This is a genomic window from Pseudomonas sp. P129 (genome assembly GCF_020312195.1).
Taxonomy (GTDB): domain Bacteria; phylum Pseudomonadota; class Gammaproteobacteria; order Pseudomonadales; family Pseudomonadaceae; genus Aquipseudomonas; species Aquipseudomonas fragariae.
The window spans coordinates 660,738-677,647 of the sequence record NZ_JAGPYS010000002.1; the positions used below are offsets into that span (position 1 = coordinate 660,738).

Genomic DNA, 16,910 nt, shown 5'->3' on the forward strand with positions numbered 1-16,910 from the left:
GCCGCGCGCCACGCCGTTCATTCAGTCGTCCAGCGTCTTGCCAGGTGCCGCGCCCTTGACCGGCTTGCCGGGTTTTTCGGCAGGCGCGGGTTTGGCTGGCGGCTCGGGAGCCGGTGCGGCAGCTTCCTGCTCGCGCATCGGCATCTGATCGATAGTGGCGAAGATTTCCTTGGGCTCTATCGATTCCGACTTTCCGACAGTCTTATCGATCTTTTTCTCGCCGTCCTTGCCCACCAGAATGACCTTGGTCCCCACACCCGCCCCCAGCTTCAGCTCACGGATCAATGCCATGGTCGACTGCGGGTCCATGCTTTTGCCGTCGCGCTCGCCCATGGTGTTGACCACCGTGAACAGCACCATATTGCGCTGCGCAAAAGCCTCACGGTTGGCAGGCTCGTCCAGTGACTTCTTGAGCTTGATCAGCACCGGATCGATGCTGCTGGGGGCGATGATGATCAAGGGACGCGACTTGCCGCGCTCCTGTGCCAGAGGGCCATCGCTGTCAGCAGCCAGCGCTGTACCGGCAGCGACAAGCAGGGTGGCGAGGGTCAGGGACCGGATTAACATGGTGGGCTCCTTTCAAATCCATTGGGTAGCCATCGCGTACAGACCGACACGATGCTGATCTGTTCTACCGCATATGGGTCATCCCGGTACAGCCCGATGTAGTCCTTTTCCTTAATCCGTTGCGTCAGGCAGAGCGTGCAAACGACTGATCACAGGCGCTGTCGAGGCTCGCCGTCAGGCCTTGGACAATCTGCCCCACTTCAGCGGCGTCCAGCACCAAGGGCGGTAACAGGCGGATGATTTTGCCCCGGGTGACATTGATCAACAGGCCATGTTGCTCGGCTGCGATGCGTGTCAGTTCGGGTATCGCCTGGCGTAACTCGATCCCTATCATCAAACCCTGGCCACGAACTTCCAGCACGTTCGGGTGGGCACCCAGCGCAGTGCGCAGCCCTTCCAGCAACTGCCGGCCTTGCAGTGCGGCGTTTGCCACCAGCACCTGCCGTTCGATGATGTCGATCACCGTGCAGCCGACCCGACAGGCCAGCGGATTACCGCCGAAGGTGCTGCCGTGGCTGCCGGGCGTGAACAGTTGCGCCGCCCTGCCCCGTGCCAGGCAAGCACCAATCGGTATACCGTTGCCCAACCCCTTGGCCAGGGTCATGACGTCGGGAACGATGCCCTCATGTTGAAAGGCAAACCACTTGCCTGTCCGGCCCATACCGGTCTGGATTTCGTCGAGCATCAACAGCCAGTCACGCCGTGTGCAACGCTCCCTCAAGGCCTTGAGGTACCCGGCGGGTGCCACCTGCGCGCCGCCCTCGCCCTGAATCGGTTCGACCAGCACGGCGCAGATCCGATGCCCATACGTCGTACAAACCTTGTCGAACGCTGCCAGATCGCCAAAGGGCACTTTGATGTAATCGCCCGGCAAGGTACTGAAACCCAGGCGTACGGCCGGCCCGTCACTGGCCGACAATGTGCCCAGGGTGCGGCCGTGGAAGGCGTTTTCCATGACCACGACCAAAGGCCGTTCGATGTACTTGTGCCAGCCATGCAGGCGCGCCAGCTTGAGCGCAGTCTCGTTGGCCTCGGCACCGGAGTTGTTGAAAAACACCGCGTCCAGCCCCGACAAGGCCGTCAGTTTCTGCGCCAGGCGCTTCTGCCAGTCGATGGTGTACAGGTTGGAGGTGTGCAACAGCAGACCCGCCTGATCGCGAATCGCCTCGACCAGCAGTGGATGCGAGTGCCCCACATTGGTCACGGCTACGCCCGCCACGGCGTCCAGGTACTCGCGGCCGCTCTGGTCCCACAGACGTGTGCCCAGACCATGTGTGAAGCTCAGGGCCAGAGGTTGGTAAGTGCTCATCAGGCAGGTGGCGGTCATGAGGTGAAGCTCCTTGGGTATGTTTCGGTTTTTGCAGTATCGTTAACCACCTCAAATGGATAAACAGCGAAATACTTCAATCATTTTAAAGCCAGGATTGATAATGGATTTGTTTCAGGCAATGCGCGTGTACGTGAAAGTGGTCGAGGCAGGCAGCCTGACGGCAGCGGCGCAAGCGTGTTCGATTTCCACCACCATGGTCGGCAATCACTTGCGCGCACTGGAGGAGCGCTTGGGCGTCAGCCTCTTGCAGCGCACCACACGCCGTCAGCGATTGACGGAATTCGGTACCGCGTATTACGAGCGTTGCCTGGAAGTATTGGGGCTGGTGGCCGAGTCCGAGCAACTGGCCGAGCAGGCTCATGGCGATCCCACAGGTACGCTGCGCATCACCGCACCACTGACATTCGGTTCGGAAGTGCTGGCGCCTGCGCTGGTCGAATTCTCGCGGCGTTTTCCCGAAGTCAGGCTCGACCTTGTACTGACCAATCAACGTCTGGACATGATCGACAATGGTTTTGACGTCGCCATTCGCTTGGGCAACATTCCAGAATCGTCGCCACTGATCGCCCGTCCCCTGCAGGATTACACCTTGACCATCTGCGCCGCGCCGGACTATCTCGCCCGCCACGGCACGCCGACCCATCCCGAGGATCTTCGTGAGCATAATTGCCTGGCGTTCGCCTACCCGGCGGGAGACGAATGGCGGACTGCCGGTACACAATGGCGTATGACCGGCGCAGACGGCGACGTGCTGGTGGAGGTAAGCGGTTCGATGGTGGCCAACACTTCCGCCGGTCTTTATCAGGCGGCTCGTGCAGGCATGGGCGTCGTGATGCTTCCGGATGCACTGGTACAGCGCGACCTGCAGGAAGGCCGGCTGTTTGCGTTGTTCCCGGACTACCATTTGCCCCGACGACCGATGAACCTGCTGTATGTGCAGGACCGTTATCGACTGCCCAAGCTGAGAAGTTTTGTGGAGTACGCGACGGGGCTTTGGGGGCGGTAAGGACTTACCGCCGGAGGGTCACCGGGTCGCCCCCTGCGCGCGGCCTTTGCGGTGCGCGCCGGGGTTTACCGGGAATGAACGTCAGACCCGGAATCGACTGACCAGGCTTTGCAGATGCACGCCCAGACGAGCGAGCTCGACGCTCGACGCAGCGGTCTCTTCACTGGCGGAAGCCGTCTGTTCGGAGATGTCTCGCACATTCAGGACACTGCGGTTGATCTCTTCGGCAACGGCGCTCTGCTCTTCGGCGGCAGCGGCGATCTGATGGTTCATCGTCTCGATCGTCGAGATTGCCTGCGTCATGTTATTGATGGAAACACCCGCATTGCGTGTCAGCTCGACACTGTTTGCAGTCAGTGCCTGGCTGTTGTCGAGGATCGTCGCCACCTGCGCCGTGCGGGTATGCAGGCCGCTGATCAAGGCCGCGATCTCTTCGGTCGACGTCTGCGTGCGCTGGGCCAGGCTTCTCACTTCGTCAGCCACCACCGCAAAGCCTCGGCCTGCTTCGCCCGCACGCGCTGCTTCGATTGCAGCGTTGAGGGCCAGCAGATTGGTCTGCTCGGCAACGGCCTTGATGACATCGAGCACGCCACCGATCTTGTTGCTTTCGTTCTTGAGGTCGTCCATCGCGGACTTGGAGTGAGTGACCTCAGTCGCAAGCTTCTCGATCTGCGCAACAGCCTTGGACACCACGCCGTCGCCTTCGCGAGCTTCTTTCGAGGCGTTGACCGCAGCGTGTGAAGCCTGCTCTGCGTTGCGTGCGACTTCCTGAACGGTCGCAGACATTTCGTGCATCGCAGTGGCGACCTGATCGGTTTCGCTCTTCTGGCTGTTGACGCCAGCGCTGGTCTGCTCGGTGACAGCCGACAACTGTTCGGCGGCACTGGCGATTTGTGTCACGCCATCGCGCAAGCCACCAATCAGCTCGCGCAGGTTGCCGGTCATGCGCATCATGCTGCCCTGCAGCTGGCCCAGTTCATCCTTGCGGGTAACCACCTGGTTGTGCGTCAGATCACCATCAGCGACACGCTCGGCCAGTTTCAGTGTGTCACGCAGCGGGCCAACGATAAGGTTGGTAATGACCCACGCCGCCAGGGCACTCATGATCAACGCTGCAATCAGCCAGACAGAGAGCAGCATCTTGGCCTGACTCACATCCTCCACTCTCAGGTTGACCTGGTTCTCGGACAGCTTGTCAGCACATTCAAACAGGATGCCGATGTCTTTGGTGATGCCTGCCTGAGCCAGATCAATCCTGGCCTGCGCCGCGGTGAACTGATTCAAGGTGTTCTGGTAGCTGATCATCGAGTCCACAAGGTGCTTGATGATCGCCGACTGGCCATCGAAACCCTGCAGATTTCTGACAAACTCGATAACCGTGTTCATCGATGTTTCCGCTGGAGCACGGTTTTCCGCCTTCAGCGAATAGGTGTAGCCACGCAAGTCGAAGCGCATTTTCTGGAACAGCGTCATCGCCTGCACGATGGCATCGCGCTGCGCGGGAGTCCCGTCATCGGATCGGGCAACGGCGTTGAGCTTTTGCAAATCATCAGCGCCTGCATCGGCGTACTGGCCAAACACCGAACGGGTCGCCTCACGGGCAGCGGTTGCCTGCATGAGGTTGTCGTAGTGAATACGGTAATCCTTCAAGGCGTCTGCGGCAGTATTCACCAACGGTACGTTCAACGGAGAATCGAACACCTTCTGCGCGTACTTCACATGATTTTCGAGACCTTCGAGCGCTTTCAACCAGTTGCTGGCGCGCTCGGCGTCATAGTTGACCGAATAGGCCAATCGGGCAATGCGGACATCTCGCGTGAGTGCGCTCAGCTTGCCGATGTCGGAAATCCGCTCGCTTCGTTCGCTCAGTGAGGTGATGCCTGTCCAGCCTGTCAGCGCGATCAGCACCGTCAGTACGATGACCAGAGCAAACCCGAGCACGAGCTTGGACCTGACAGAAATATTGCGCAGAGTGTTTATCACAGGGAGTCGCTCTTTCGTTGGTCATCAGTGGAGTACAAGAGGCCTGTCCTTGCCAGCTAGCCATACAATCCACAAATGTCGGCAGCGAGGCTTCAAACTTTAAAACTGGCGTCAATATTTCGCTTGAAAATAAATCCTCGCAGGCGCGACCAACCCCGATGGCATTTTCATTGCAGTCAGTTAGCATGGGCCGTTACCCACACTTGGGTATTCTGGAGAAGTACATGAGTCTGGAATTGATCGCCTCAAAAAGCAGCTTGTTGACCATCGAGGAGCGCGCTGCGATTGCCGAGATCGAGGCCACGACCAATGTGCTGCGCCTTGTCACTCGCCTGACAGGCATGCGCTTCGCTGGTATCGCCAAATTTACCGACGCAGACTGGATCGCCTGTTCTGTCTATGACCCCACTGACCTGGGTATCGACGACGGCGATGTGTTCGAACTCGAGACCACGCTCTGTAACGAGTTTTGTACCAATCCCCAGGCACTGTTCGTGCCGCAGATCAGCACGAACGGCCGGTATGCGAACCTGCCAGTTGTGAAGCGCTACGCCATCGAAAGCTATGCTGGCGTGCCGATCTACCTTCCCGACGGACAGCTGTATGGTGCGTTATGCGCTCTGGACTCAAGAACGACACTGTTCGACGACCCCGATCTGGCGGAAACCCTGACCCTGTTCGCCCGATTGATCGGGTGCATTTTCTTCGCCAACATCAACGAAGGCAGCTGATCCGGGGCTGCGTCCTGAAGCAACGCTGTCGACTCACGGGCTGCTCTGCCAGCGCATGCAGCGGCTAAGACTCGAGCAAGTCGCTGCTGAACTGGCCTTCGTCGAGTTGCAGGCGATGTCGGGACGGTACAGGTGTGACCGGGTGATCGCCGTCCAGCAAGGCTTCTGCAGGCAGATCAATCCCGAAATGAGGAAATGGCTCCTGAGCCAACCAACCGCCAGCGGCCAGAACCAACAATAGAAAAATACCCGCAATGGGTTCTTTGGGTCTGCACATTCTCGTTTCTCCAATCCGGCAAAACGATCCGGCTCACAATGAGCCATTCAGTATAAAAGCCTGGGCGTCAACCGGCTCTCGCAGTCGGCGCATCAGGCGAAGGGCTCTTCGCCCTGCAACTTGGTACGATGCATCATCCGCCCGCACTCGGGGTCATAGGCTTGCGCCCGATGCATGGTGCCGGTGTTGTCCCAGATCACCAGATCACCGACCTGCCACGCATGGCTGTAACTGAACGCCTCGGACGTGGCCCACTCGCGAAGGCCGACCAGAATCCGCGCACTTTGCGCCAGGCTGAGGCCAACGACCTGCTGCGCGGTGCAGCCCAGAATCAGCGACTTGCGACCGGATCGGTGCTTCCAGACCAGCGGCAACTCCTTCTCGCCGATCGCCTGCATGGCCTCAAGCATTGCAAGGCCAGGCTCCGGATTGTAATAGAGTAACGATGCCCATGGGGCATGAATGACGCGCAGACCGTCGTAATGCTGTTGGTCAGCGCTCGATAACCCCTCGTACGCCGCGTAAGTGTTACAGAAACCCGTGTTGCCTCCCCAACTGGCGCGCACCTTGCAGGACAACAACGACGCCAGAATGGGTGAATCGCTGCTCGTACCGTCGATGTGCCAGTAGAGCGAACCTTTGAGAAACTCCGCACCTGCCGGATTCTCTCTCACATCCAGGCTGATCCGGGTGATGTTCTGCCCATCGCCGGGTTCAGGGCAGAACGTACCCAGGGTGCGAGTAAAGGCAATCTGCTCTGCGTCGGAAAAATGAATCTGCGGGAACACCAGCACCCCTCGCTGCTCCAGCAGTTCCCGGATCTCCCCAGCGAATCGACCCGACAGCAGTTCCTGCTTGCCGTTGAAAATACGCGAGCCAATACCTGGCTTTATGGGTTCCTGCGACAGCTGAACGAGCGAAGTGGCTAACATGGTGCGACCCTCCTCATAAGTGAACACAACGGTACACTTATGAAGAAATGGAAGCAATAGCCCTGTTTTGCCGCGGGACGTTTTAAAGGGAATGCAGGTAATTACCCAAGTGATCGTGCAGGAAGAAAGCGAGCAATACTCCGATAAGCATTGCCAGCAAATCCAGCGCTCTGGCCTTGCCCCATATCGGCGTGCGCTCCCGGAGTCGAAAATACCAGGGGCCCGTACAGAGAATCAGACCCTGCCCCAGGAACCAGACAAGGGCAATGAAAAGCCCAGTGCTTAAAAGGCTATCGTTTCTGACAATCAGAGAACCTGTCGACTGACTCAAGGCAGCAAAATAAAGGCCGACCACCCCGATGACCGCCATCACCAGCCCAATGGGCCAGGCTGGAAAGCCACGACGCTGTACGTGCTTTTCAAGGTTCGACCGATCCCCCTCCAAGAGCTCGATGGTTCTCGGCCATCCTGCGATGCGAGCAAGCGTCAGTACGTCATGGCCGTTGCTGTTGGTCGCCGCAGAATCTGCCCCCATGTACAGAAGCGTGGCGACGAAATTGCAATTACCGGCGAGGGTTTCGCGATGGATCATCTGCCAGCCCGAGTCGTCGTAGTCAGTGGCCAGACCCGGGTCATCACGAAGGCCCTCTTCCACGGCACCCTGTGCGTTGAGTCCCATCGGATGCTCAAGCCGCTCCAGCTTGTTCAAGGCACGTTTATCCGATGCACTGTCCAGTGCGCGAGAGAAGCAGACCGGTGACTTGCCCTCTGCTGGCGGAACAAGCATAACGGTCCCCGCCTCACCAAAGTCCAACCCCCACGCCTGGTCATGCTCGACGCGCTCGGCCGCAGACATGCCGGACCGCAGGGCATCGATAGTGAAACCGCCGAATGCGCGACCGCCAAATACATAGACCCAGTCATTCAAGCGGTCCAGGAAAACCGACACAGGGTCCCCGGCATTTATCGAACTCACCCATACAGGCTCATTCATGAGAATGCCCGAGAGGGTCAGGCCGTCGAAATCGACATCCGTGACCCACATGTTCTCAACCGACGGGCTGTCGGGATCGGCTGAGTCAGTCGTGAAGGACACCTTTACCGCAGCCAGGTCCAGCGCTTTCACAATTCGGCGACGCTCCCAGGACATCTCGCGCCAGAAGAATCTGAAGGTGCGCTGCGCACTGGCAACCGCGACACGAAAGTCCTCGCTCTCGCCTTCAACACCGTAAATTTTTTGCTCCGTCATTGGCAGGGTCATTCCTTGTTTGATGAGTGCGAACAGAATGGCGGTGTCGCTGGCCCTCATTCAATTCGGCTGTTTCAAATACATTACTTCTTGAGTCACTGTGGCGCCAATCTCGATATTACCTGCTTGCGGCCAGGATAATCCGCTGCCAAAGTACCTCGAACGAACGCCTGATATGCAATTCAAGGAAAGAATCAACGTGCACGCCCCTGCCCCGCAAATCCTCATCCAGCGCATGGCCGACATTCACCTCGAAGGTGTCACAGCACTCTATAACGAGCCTGCGGTGTGCCGTCAGGTGTTGCAGATGCCTTATCAGTCCATCGAAGTCTGGCGCAAACGCCTGGCTGCCAGTACCGAGCGACACGTGAAACTGGTGGCTCTCCATGGCAACGAGGTGATTGGCAGCATTGGCCTGGAGCAGTATTCGCGCAGTCGGCAAAGCCATGTCGGCGCTATCGGTATGGGCGTCGCATCGGCCTGGCAGAGCAAGGGCGTCGGCTCGAAGTTGCTGGCAACAGCACTGGACATCGCAGACAACTGGATGAACCTGCGCCGAGTGGAATTGACCGTGTATGTCGACAACGAAGCTGCCCAGGGTCTGTATCGAAAATTCGGTTTCGAAACAGAGGGCCGGCTGCGCAACTACGCGGTGCGCGATGGCCTGTTCGTTGATGCCTTCAGCATGGCGCGGCTCAGATAAACCGTGTCCTTCAACACCGCTATTTGAGCGCTGCGTTAAAGCATGCAAGGATCAGCCATGAATCAATTTCCCCGAAGCAACCGACATCACCACCACAGCCCGCTTCAAGGTGCTGCGGTTGCTTGTGCTCATCGATTGGCCAGACACAGATCCACATTCTGACCCATCAGTGAAACCGACCAAGGCGCCCATGGCGCCTTTTTTATTGCCTGAAAAAACTGGAGATCATCACCCATGACCATGCTACGCGGAACCCGCATCGTGACCGGAACAGAAGCCGCAACCCTGCGTGACACAGAAAACCGTTTCCGGAGCTATCTTCATCGAAGCCGGGGCTGAGGAAGCGATAGTGCCGGCCTTATGGGGCCAGGACACCTTTATCGAAAAAGCCGGCGGCAGCGAAATCATCGGCCAGATGTGGGCCTTCGAGGACAAGGCCGGACGCGCCTGTTGCCTGATACCCGAAGCCACGGCGCTGTTTCAGGAGCGCAGTGAAGCGCTGCTTGAGGGGCGACGTGACGCAATGTTTTTCTACGTCGCACGCTGTTATCGCTACGAGCGCCCGCAAGCCGGACGCTACCGCGAATTCACCCAGCTGGGGCTGGAAATCCTCAGCCCTTCACCGCAGCAGGCGTTGCTGCGCAGCCAGGCCATCTGCACCGGTTTTCTGGATTCGCTGGGCCTGGACTATGAACTCAATACCGCGGTGAAACGGGGCCTGAGCTACTACCTGGAAGGCAACGGCTTCGAGGTGCGATGTTCGCGCCTGGGTGCGCAGCAACAAGTGGTCGGCGGCGGCGCCTATCGGGAGGGTGCCGGGTTTGGCATCGGACTGGAGCGGCTGGTATTGGCGCTTGGGTGCGGCCAATAGCGCCCATCCTGTAACTGGCCGTAGAAGCGCAACGCGTTACACTGCGCTTCTACCCTGCCCCCGACCCGAGGCCCCCGTATGAAAGTTGGTGTGATTTCCGACACCCACGGACTGCTCCGTCCTGAAGCCATCGCTGCGCTACAGGGCTGCGCACAGATCATCCATGCCGGAGACATCGGCAGCCAGGACATCGTCGAGCAACTGACCGCCATTGCCCCGCTGCACATCGTGCGCGGCAACAATGATATGGAAGCAGACTGGGCAACCCCCATAGCCGATCACCTGCGCTTCGACATCGAGGGCTGGGAGGTCCTGCTGGTCCACGACATCGCGGACGTTCCAGCGCTAGTGGATGACCGCGTGAAACTGGTCGTGACCGGCCACTCGCACAAACCTCTCATCGATTGGCGCGGCGACACGCTGTATCTGAATCCGGGCAGCGCCGGACGGCGGCGTTTCAAACTGCCGGTGACGCTGGCAATACTTGAAATGAATTCAGATGCGATTGAGCCGAGCCTGGTGCAGTTGGTTGACTGACAACGGGGCTAACGCTGAGTATTTCTTCAGCAAGAAAACGGAGTTTCGAGCAATAATATCGTCCCCACGCTCCGCGCTCATCGTTACACACAAGCCTTGAAGAGTCCGAAATACAGGGCTGACACCCCGATGATTCTCGTTCCCACGCTCCGCGTGGTAATGCATTTCGTGACGCTCTGCGTCACCTTGCAGCCATGGCGCATTACTCGATTCGGCCCGAGATACAGGCAGCGCCAGAGCCTGAGACTCCTTTGCGCTTGATACTGCGCAAGCCTGAAGATTTGTGACGCAGAGCGTCACCCGATGCATGCCAACGCGGAGCATTGGCACGATAGTCAAGCCTCTGCTCGAGACTCATCCCCGTAACGATAAGCGCTCCAAGTACCGATGCAACACAGGACCTATAGAGATCCTGCGACTTATACAAGGTCATTTCTATTAATCAGCGTTCCAGTCCATTCCTGGCATCAAAGCTGCGCAGGCATACGAAAATCGCGCAACGCACCCATATCAAATGGATTGGGTGCCCGCTGGCTCGACAAAAGATAGTTGGCGCGCATCCCGCCCACGTCGGCCTTGAGCAGCAGAACGTCGCGTCCTTTCAGAGGCTCGGTCTGCATCAGATCCAGAAGGCGAAACAGCGACCAGGGACCGGTGTTCTTTTCAATCCCCAGTGGCCTGCCAACCATCCCTTCCATCACCAGACTCGTACGCCCCTCTTCAGCGTCAGCAGGCCATTTGAACAAGGTCGGTACGATAGGACCATGCCGATACTCCAGTGACTGCTCGCCGAGCCGGAACTCGGCGCGGCGAACACTTGGGTCGAGCGTGTAGGGTTCAAGGGTAAACTGCACCTGCAGTTCTTGCGCGCGATGGGCAAAGAAACTTTTGCGGATTCGATGCACACCTGCCATCTGATCCAGATACGCACGGCTCATGGGCAGGCTGTAGCCGTCAATGCTGCGCAGTTTGTATCGCCCCGGATCGCCACTGACGAATGGCCTCAGGTAGCTATCAAAGAAGCGTTCGGCTATCCCCTGCGAGCCGAAGAACTCACGAAAATCATTAAGCGCCACATCACTGCTGCTGTGTGCATGAAACGGATAGCGCTTGTCGAGCGATTGCTCATAGAAACTGTAAAGCTCGGCCTTGTAGCGCTGGTTAAGGTACCGATGAGACTGATACAACACGAAGCTCCAGGTATCCTCCGCAAGCGTATTGAGCAACCCGCCCAGAGGCTGCGCCAGACCGGTCGCCGCGTTGCGCAGGTTGCTCAGTGCATCCCGCTGTCCGGACATTCGTCCCTTTGCCATCTCGTAGGCGGCAAGGTCGGGCTGACCGGAGCGTCCCAAGGCAGCCATTTGCATCTGCAATTCATTGATCGCGTTAAGTGCGGCAATCAGTTCGGGAGTGGGACCATTATCGCCATCCAGTAACCGATGCAAGGGATCAAAACGGCGCTGCAATGCTTTCTTTGCCGTCCCGGGCAGACTGGCAGTAACCGCCTGCTGCATTGTCTCGCCGATCGCGGCCACCTGAGTGAGGGCCGAAGGTCTCGATACTGCTTTGTCAGCGTCAGCCTTCATAGCGTCAATACTGTCTGCGAGGACCGGGAAAAGCGTGTTGTCACGTACTTCGATCAGTAATTGCAACAACGGCGAATGGGCTGCCGTCAGTCCGGCCATCTGCACTGCGGCCGCACCAGGCCCCTCGAAGGGTTGCAGCGAAACCCGTCCGATGGCCTCGGCCCAATGATCCGCATAATCCCGGAAATACAGCTTTTCCAGCTCGACCATCAGGGCCCGCAATTGTTGGGCATTGAGCAGCGCGCCCTCACCCAGAACCCAATTGCCATGCATGAGTTCGGTCACCAAACCCGTGCCACGAGTGACGAAATATTGCTCATAACCATGGCGGGTATAGAGCCCGGGAATTCGGTAGTCAGTACCCGCCAGTAAACCTGCCTGAGAGCCGACGTGGTGGGCCAGACTGTAGTCCGGGAGTGTACTTGCCCTTTCGCGCAACACTCGATAAACGACGCTGGCAAAGGACTCGTTGCGCAGAACCTGTCGAGCCTGTGCCACTAGCGCGTCGTTTACAGGGTAGGCAAAGGACTGAGCAAGCAGACGCTCGAAATGCTGAGTCAGCTGGTTCTGAGCCTGCGCATGACCGACATAACGAACTGACCAGTCGGTCGCTACCCACGCCTTCAGCGCAGAGGGTTCCCGGTGCTCGTCCTTGACCAGCATCAGGTAGGCACGCAGGCTATCCAGCAACTGCTCGCGATCCCCCAGGTTGGCCATTATGCGCGCCTCGATCATGTGGGCCACGCGTGGCAGCAACTGCCTCTGCAGCTCCGCATGATAGGTGCGCATCAGAACATCGTTGGCAGGTTCGCCCTGGTAGAGGCCACTTCGTTCATACAGAAGGACCTCATCGCCATCCGGAAATACTTGGGCTGCCAGATAAAGCGTGTTCAAGCTATCAAGAACCGTCAGCAGATCGTCCTCGGCGCTAAGTGATGATCGTTGTTGCGCCCACTGCTCGCCCAGAACACGCAGTCTTTCCAGCCGGTCATGATTGGCACTGAAACCGGTCGCCCACAGCACACCGAACACAGACAGGAGCAACAACGCCGCGCAACACATACCCCGCTGACGCCACTGAATCTTTCGGCGTGCTGTTTTATCGAGAATCGCGAGATCGGCCTCAGGGAAAATCACATGTCGTAACAAATCATGAATGAACCGCGCTTTTCCGCTGTAGCGGGTCAGTGATCCAGTATCGCTTTGCCCATCGGATGGCTGATCATTCTGCAAAAATTGCGGCGCTCGGGTCAGGTAAAATCCACGCAACTGACTGGCCCGCTGATAGCGATTTCCGGAAAATGCCAATTCTACAAAGACGCTCAGTCGATACGCGATGCCTCCAAGCTGGTTGGGAAACTCAAGCATTTCCCCTCGGCGTCGGCTATCCCGCTCCTGATGAATGCGGGTGATCACCTGACTGCCAAGGCGTTGCAGCAACGTATCGAACGCCTTACCGATAACATCGACATCGCTACCTCGCTCGCCTTGCTGAAACGTAGTGCCGAGGACCTGCTCACTTTCTTCGCGGGAGAGTTGATCGAAAAAGGCGTCGAAGCCTGCGATCAAGTCGCTCTTGGTCAGTACCAGATAAACCGGCACATCGACATGCAACTGATGAAATACGTCGTCCAGGCGAGCACGCACGTCTTCAGCGATTTTCTCCAGGCGCTTGTCGTGCTCATCAAGCAGAGTGTCGACCGGCAATGTGACCAGCACCCCGCTGAGTGGATGCGTGCGGTGGCGGCCTCGTAACAACTCCAATAACGTGGTCCAAGCACTGCCGTCGACCTCAGGCACGGGCTGCTCGAGATAGCGCCCGGATGTGTCCAGCAGGACTGCCTGCTCAGTGAAATACCAGCCACAACTGCTGGTGCTGCGCATATCGTGCGTCAGCTTGCGCCCTCGCCTGTCCAAGGGAAAATCGAGCCCGGAAAAATCCAGCAGACTGGTCTTGCCGCTACCTTGGGGTCCGATCACTGCATACCACGGCAGTTCATTTCGGCCCCGAGCGCTCAATACGCCATACAGGTCCGAATCCTTGAGCACGCGCAAGGCATCCTTGAACCGGCCCACGAGTTCCAGGCGCTCTTTTTCCACCGCAACAGTTTTACGCAGATGCTCCTGGCCTGCCGCGCTTTCCTCCGTCTTCCTTTTCTGCCAGCCGCTGCGCCAGTTGGAAAATACAACCCCGAGCCCCCAAATCAGCAACAACGCACTGATAGTTGCCAGACGCACAACGGGACTCTCCCAGAACCTGTTATCGGCCATCGCCAACAATGGGCCAAATATCCAGATACAGGCGGCCAGCGTCAGTACCAATAACAGCGACCAGAACCAGCTGCTGCCCAATAGCGTCATGAGTTTTTTAAACAAGTTTTTCACTGCATCTCTCATTTCAAGACCGCCGCTCGATGACTACCGCATCCGCAGACTGATAAGGCCTGAGTACGGCCTCACGCTGCTCGCCGAGTACCCAGGCAAATCCGCAATACAGCGCGGTCAGGCTTATAGCGGTGAACAACACAATCAGCCAGGCAGGCATAATGCGCAGCCGGTCGGCTGCGCCGGAGCGTGCGCCCTGCCAGTGAGGCGAAAGCGTTCGCGAAACATCGCCTCTTACGTGTTTTATCTGTAGATAGAGGTTATGCCGGATATCTTCCAGCTCGTTGCCATTGCGACGATGGGAGCGGTACTTCCCCTCAAAACCGAGTGCCAGGCACAGGTACATCAACTCAAGCATCGAGAGATGCCTGAAAGCGTTTGCGGAGAGCTTTTCAAGCAGTTGAAAGAATTTTTCGCCGCCGAAGGTTTCCTTGTGAAAGCGGCTTAGCAGACTGATCTTCGACCAGTCACTCTGGCTACCCCAAACCGTGTTCAGCACAGCTTCATCCACTACCGTACACAGCACATAGCGCGCGGCCAGCAGTTCATCGTTCGCTATCGCGTTTCGCCTTGCCCTGGCTTCGAACAGTTTCACCTGATCGGAAAGCTGTACATTCAGAAGATGGATATCCCCAACGTCTTTTGCTGTACCCAGCTTCGCCACCTGAGCCAGCAATTCGCTTGCTGCAGCAACCAGTGGGTTAATGTGGCTACCGACCTTTCTTTCAGATACTCGCCGAGTGCTGTAGAGCAACTGCTCCTGCAGACCTTCGAAAAGAGTCGTATTGTGGGTGTCGGTGAGATAACCGTTCCCCGACCCGCTAGTGTCCCGGTCGAAGGCAGCATGATCTTCGAGACCGCTTTGCATATCCGCCACCCTGTTCAATTTCTGATCGCCCAGAACTGCAGTTCGAGGCCGGGAAATTCACCTGATACATGGAAAGCGAATCCTCCTGACTGATCGATCCCGGCGTGTTCCCGGTCATCGACATCGAGAATGAAATAGCTTTTGGCAGCATGAAAAGGTATTTGCCGAGGCGCGACAGGCAGAGGTCTGATACGTAAACCCGGCAAATGCAGGCTCACCAGCTCTCGAATACGTTCCACCGAGCCGACTTTAAGATGTGAAGGCAGTCGCAGACGCAGTTCTTCGGCATCGCAATCTGCACGGGCAGCAATAATGAACGAGGCATCCCCCAATAGCTCACGATCCACCCGAGGCGAAACCAGAACTCCATACTGCCGGGGCTGCAACTCCAGTTCCTGAGCCTGCTGTTCGAGAACCATCGACAGCATCTGTCGAATCTCGGACATTACGCCTCTGAATGTGCTGCCTTGGTCACTGTGCTGGTAAGTAACCTCCAATCGAGGACGTCTGCTTTCATCGCCAAATGTCGATAACTCGCCCAACAGCGACAGCAGTGCACGGTATAACTCTTCAGGGTGGACGCTTCGAATATTGAGATAATGCTGGAAAACCAAAGCATTGCGGTTGACCAGTTGCAACATCATCAAATCGCTTGCCTCTGCACTGCTCGCCTGACCGCGAGCACCGATACGCTCGGCAATTACGTCCCCACGATGATGCAGCAGGCCTGCCACTTCCCTCAGGCACGACATCACATAGCGGGAACCGCTGGCGCTCATAAAGGCAGGTGAAAATTCGAGGTCCAGCGACAGCGCCTTATCAGGGCTGCAGATCAGAATGTGGCAGACCTTGAGCATGCTGTAGGTGTGCTCTCCCTGGGGCTCCCCCATTAACAACCGAAACTCCGGACGGGCGCACAGCACTGGTGTGGAACGGTCTTCACCGGCGTTTGAATCGCGGATGCTCGCTGAATAGCTTGTAAACCGTGCGACCACATCCGGCTGTTCATGACTGCGAGACTCAATGCAATTGCCCGCCACGATCGGCAGTGCCAGGTACACCGACACGTTTGAAGTATTGGGAGGAATATCCAGCGCCAAAGGACTCTCATGGCCGCGTATATCGAAGACACTGCCGTCCGGCAGGATGCCCGAGGCCTGGGCAATCACGATCTGCCCCGAACCCAGAAATTGCGGATCAATTTCCAGAGCTGTAAAGCCCCAGTTGTAGGCGCCTGCCAACTGAGTCCGAATCCGCAATTGATCGTCATAGTAACGATCGTGATGCTGAAAGTGCTGCGGGCGAAGCAGCATGCCTTCCTGCCAGATAACCTTGTGCGAATTCATAGTGAATTTCCTGTGCGAGTTGGGCTGTCTGCCCGTTGCAGGCCGGAATCCCCCAATACAAAAACAGCGCTGTTCTGTTGGTTGGGGAGTATTTGAATCACCTGACGCCAGCGAGCCTCGGACAGGTTGCGATAAGCCGCTAGCACAGCGATATAACGACTGCTGTGGTCGAGCTTCAGCTTCAACTCAATACTGTCGCCAGGACGAAGTTCAAACTCTTCGCTGGCCACCAGATCATTTCCCAACGCCTGCCCGGTGCGTTTATAAAGCGAGAGAAAATCCATGCTCTCAAACGTCACGGGACGCCGAAGTTCAAGCAGCTTGAAAACAACCGGAGACGGTCTGCCATTCACATCGGGATTCAGTCGATCATTCGCGCTCAGTCTGATATCCAGACGTGTCTGCGTTGAGTACGGCGACAGTGCAGAGCAACCTGAGATCAAAACCAAAAGTACTATCAGTACCTTTTGGAAGACTCGGGTAACACAAGAGCTCACCGAGATCATTTCTGGAAATCCTGACGCAGGGCAGCAATCGAA

At 57.5% G+C, this 16,910-nt stretch carries 15 protein-coding genes and 1 pseudogene; 5 read left to right on the forward strand and 11 right to left on the reverse strand.

What is annotated here, in order from left to right:
* Positions 1 to 21 precede the first annotated feature (21 nt).
* Positions 22 to 567, reverse strand: coding sequence for a DUF4174 domain-containing protein (locus KBY02_RS08100; protein WP_011267621.1), 546 nt, complete (start codon positions 565 to 567; stop codon positions 22 to 24).
* A 124-nt stretch (positions 568 to 691) separates the two neighbouring features.
* Positions 692 to 1,894, reverse strand: a complete 1,203-nt coding sequence (locus KBY02_RS08105; protein ID WP_032653689.1) for an aspartate aminotransferase family protein — start codon at positions 1,892 to 1,894, stop codon at positions 692 to 694.
* A gap of 103 nt (positions 1,895 to 1,997) precedes the next feature.
* Here KBY02_RS08105 and KBY02_RS08110 point away from each other — a divergent pair, with 103 nt between their 5' ends.
* Positions 1,998 to 2,903, forward strand: a complete 906-nt coding sequence (locus tag KBY02_RS08110) for a LysR family transcriptional regulator (RefSeq protein ID WP_003405623.1) — start codon at positions 1,998 to 2,000, stop codon at positions 2,901 to 2,903.
* A gap of 81 nt (positions 2,904 to 2,984) precedes the next feature.
* Here KBY02_RS08110 and KBY02_RS26445 read toward each other — a convergent pair whose 3' ends face one another.
* Together KBY02_RS26445 and KBY02_RS26450 are read right to left on the reverse strand one after the other, a co-directional pair.
* On the reverse strand, positions 2,985 to 3,857 hold the full coding sequence (locus tag KBY02_RS26445) for a methyl-accepting chemotaxis protein (protein WP_404944253.1): 873 nt from the start codon (positions 3,855 to 3,857) through the stop codon (positions 2,985 to 2,987).
* Positions 3,840 to 4,886 (reverse strand): annotated as a pseudogene (locus tag KBY02_RS26450) (methyl-accepting chemotaxis protein); the annotation flags it as partial. The pseudogene KBY02_RS26450 and the gene KBY02_RS26445, both read right to left, overlap by 18 nt.
* Positions 4,887 to 5,110: 224 nt before the next feature.
* Here KBY02_RS26450 and KBY02_RS08120 point away from each other — a divergent pair.
* The gene (locus KBY02_RS08120) at positions 5,111 to 5,617 is read left to right on the forward strand and encodes a GAF domain-containing protein (RefSeq protein WP_011267618.1); all 507 of its coding nucleotides are present in this window, start codon (positions 5,111 to 5,113) and stop codon (positions 5,615 to 5,617) included.
* 64 nt (positions 5,618 to 5,681) lie between these two features.
* On the opposite strand, the gene KBY02_RS08125 is transcribed toward KBY02_RS08120, so the two are convergent.
* The 3 genes from KBY02_RS08125 to KBY02_RS08135 form a co-directional block, all read right to left on the reverse strand.
* Entirely contained in the window at positions 5,682 to 5,894 is a 213-nt protein-coding gene (locus KBY02_RS08125) for a hypothetical protein (protein WP_003405632.1), read from the reverse strand.
* 92 nt (positions 5,895 to 5,986) lie between these two features.
* Positions 5,987 to 6,826 (reverse strand): TauD/TfdA dioxygenase family protein, encoded by an 840-nt coding sequence (locus KBY02_RS08130; RefSeq protein WP_024659616.1) that lies wholly within the window; start codon positions 6,824 to 6,826, stop codon positions 5,987 to 5,989.
* Between the two features lie 82 nt (positions 6,827 to 6,908).
* Positions 6,909 to 8,135, reverse strand: coding sequence for a YegJ family protein (locus KBY02_RS08135; RefSeq protein WP_011267616.1), 1,227 nt, complete (start codon positions 8,133 to 8,135; stop codon positions 6,909 to 6,911).
* A 139-nt stretch (positions 8,136 to 8,274) separates the two neighbouring features.
* Between KBY02_RS08135 and KBY02_RS08140 the strand changes: the two genes are divergently transcribed.
* The 3 genes from KBY02_RS08140 to KBY02_RS08150 all read left to right on the forward strand — a co-directional run bounded on the left by KBY02_RS08140 (position 8,275) and on the right by KBY02_RS08150 (position 10,186).
* The gene (locus tag KBY02_RS08140; protein WP_024651495.1) at positions 8,275 to 8,778 is read left to right on the forward strand and encodes a GNAT family N-acetyltransferase; all 504 of its coding nucleotides are present in this window, start codon (positions 8,275 to 8,277) and stop codon (positions 8,776 to 8,778) included.
* A gap of 289 nt (positions 8,779 to 9,067) precedes the next feature.
* Complete coding sequence (locus tag KBY02_RS08145; RefSeq protein WP_011267614.1) at positions 9,068 to 9,649, forward strand: ATP phosphoribosyltransferase regulatory subunit; 582 nt, start codon at positions 9,068 to 9,070, stop codon at positions 9,647 to 9,649.
* A 78-nt stretch (positions 9,650 to 9,727) separates the two neighbouring features.
* Positions 9,728 to 10,186, forward strand: a complete 459-nt coding sequence (locus tag KBY02_RS08150; RefSeq protein ID WP_103753744.1) for a metallophosphoesterase family protein — start codon at positions 9,728 to 9,730, stop codon at positions 10,184 to 10,186.
* Positions 10,187 to 10,653: 467 nt separating this feature from the next.
* On the opposite strand, the gene tssM is transcribed toward KBY02_RS08150, so the two are convergent.
* The 4 genes from tssM to tssJ are packed head-to-tail and all read right to left on the reverse strand — an operon-like array spanning position 10,654 to position 16,877.
* Positions 10,654 to 14,157, reverse strand: a complete 3,504-nt coding sequence (gene tssM, locus KBY02_RS08155) for a type VI secretion system membrane subunit TssM (protein WP_116894119.1) — start codon at positions 14,155 to 14,157, stop codon at positions 10,654 to 10,656.
* Positions 14,158 to 14,170: 13 nt separating this feature from the next.
* Positions 14,171 to 15,025, reverse strand: a complete 855-nt coding sequence (gene icmH, locus KBY02_RS08160) for a type IVB secretion system protein IcmH/DotU (protein ID WP_104723605.1) — start codon at positions 15,023 to 15,025, stop codon at positions 14,171 to 14,173.
* A gap of 14 nt (positions 15,026 to 15,039) precedes the next feature.
* Entirely contained in the window at positions 15,040 to 16,371 is a 1,332-nt protein-coding gene (tssK, locus tag KBY02_RS08165; RefSeq protein ID WP_116799949.1) for a type VI secretion system baseplate subunit TssK, read from the reverse strand.
* Positions 16,368 to 16,877 carry a type VI secretion system lipoprotein TssJ gene (gene tssJ, locus KBY02_RS08170; RefSeq protein ID WP_024638850.1) on the reverse strand — a complete coding sequence of 170 codons (510 nt, stop codon included), beginning with the start codon at positions 16,875 to 16,877 and terminating at the stop codon, positions 16,368 to 16,370. The genes tssK and tssJ overlap by 4 nt, the downstream gene beginning before the upstream one ends.
* Positions 16,878 to 16,910: the final 33 nt, after the last annotated feature.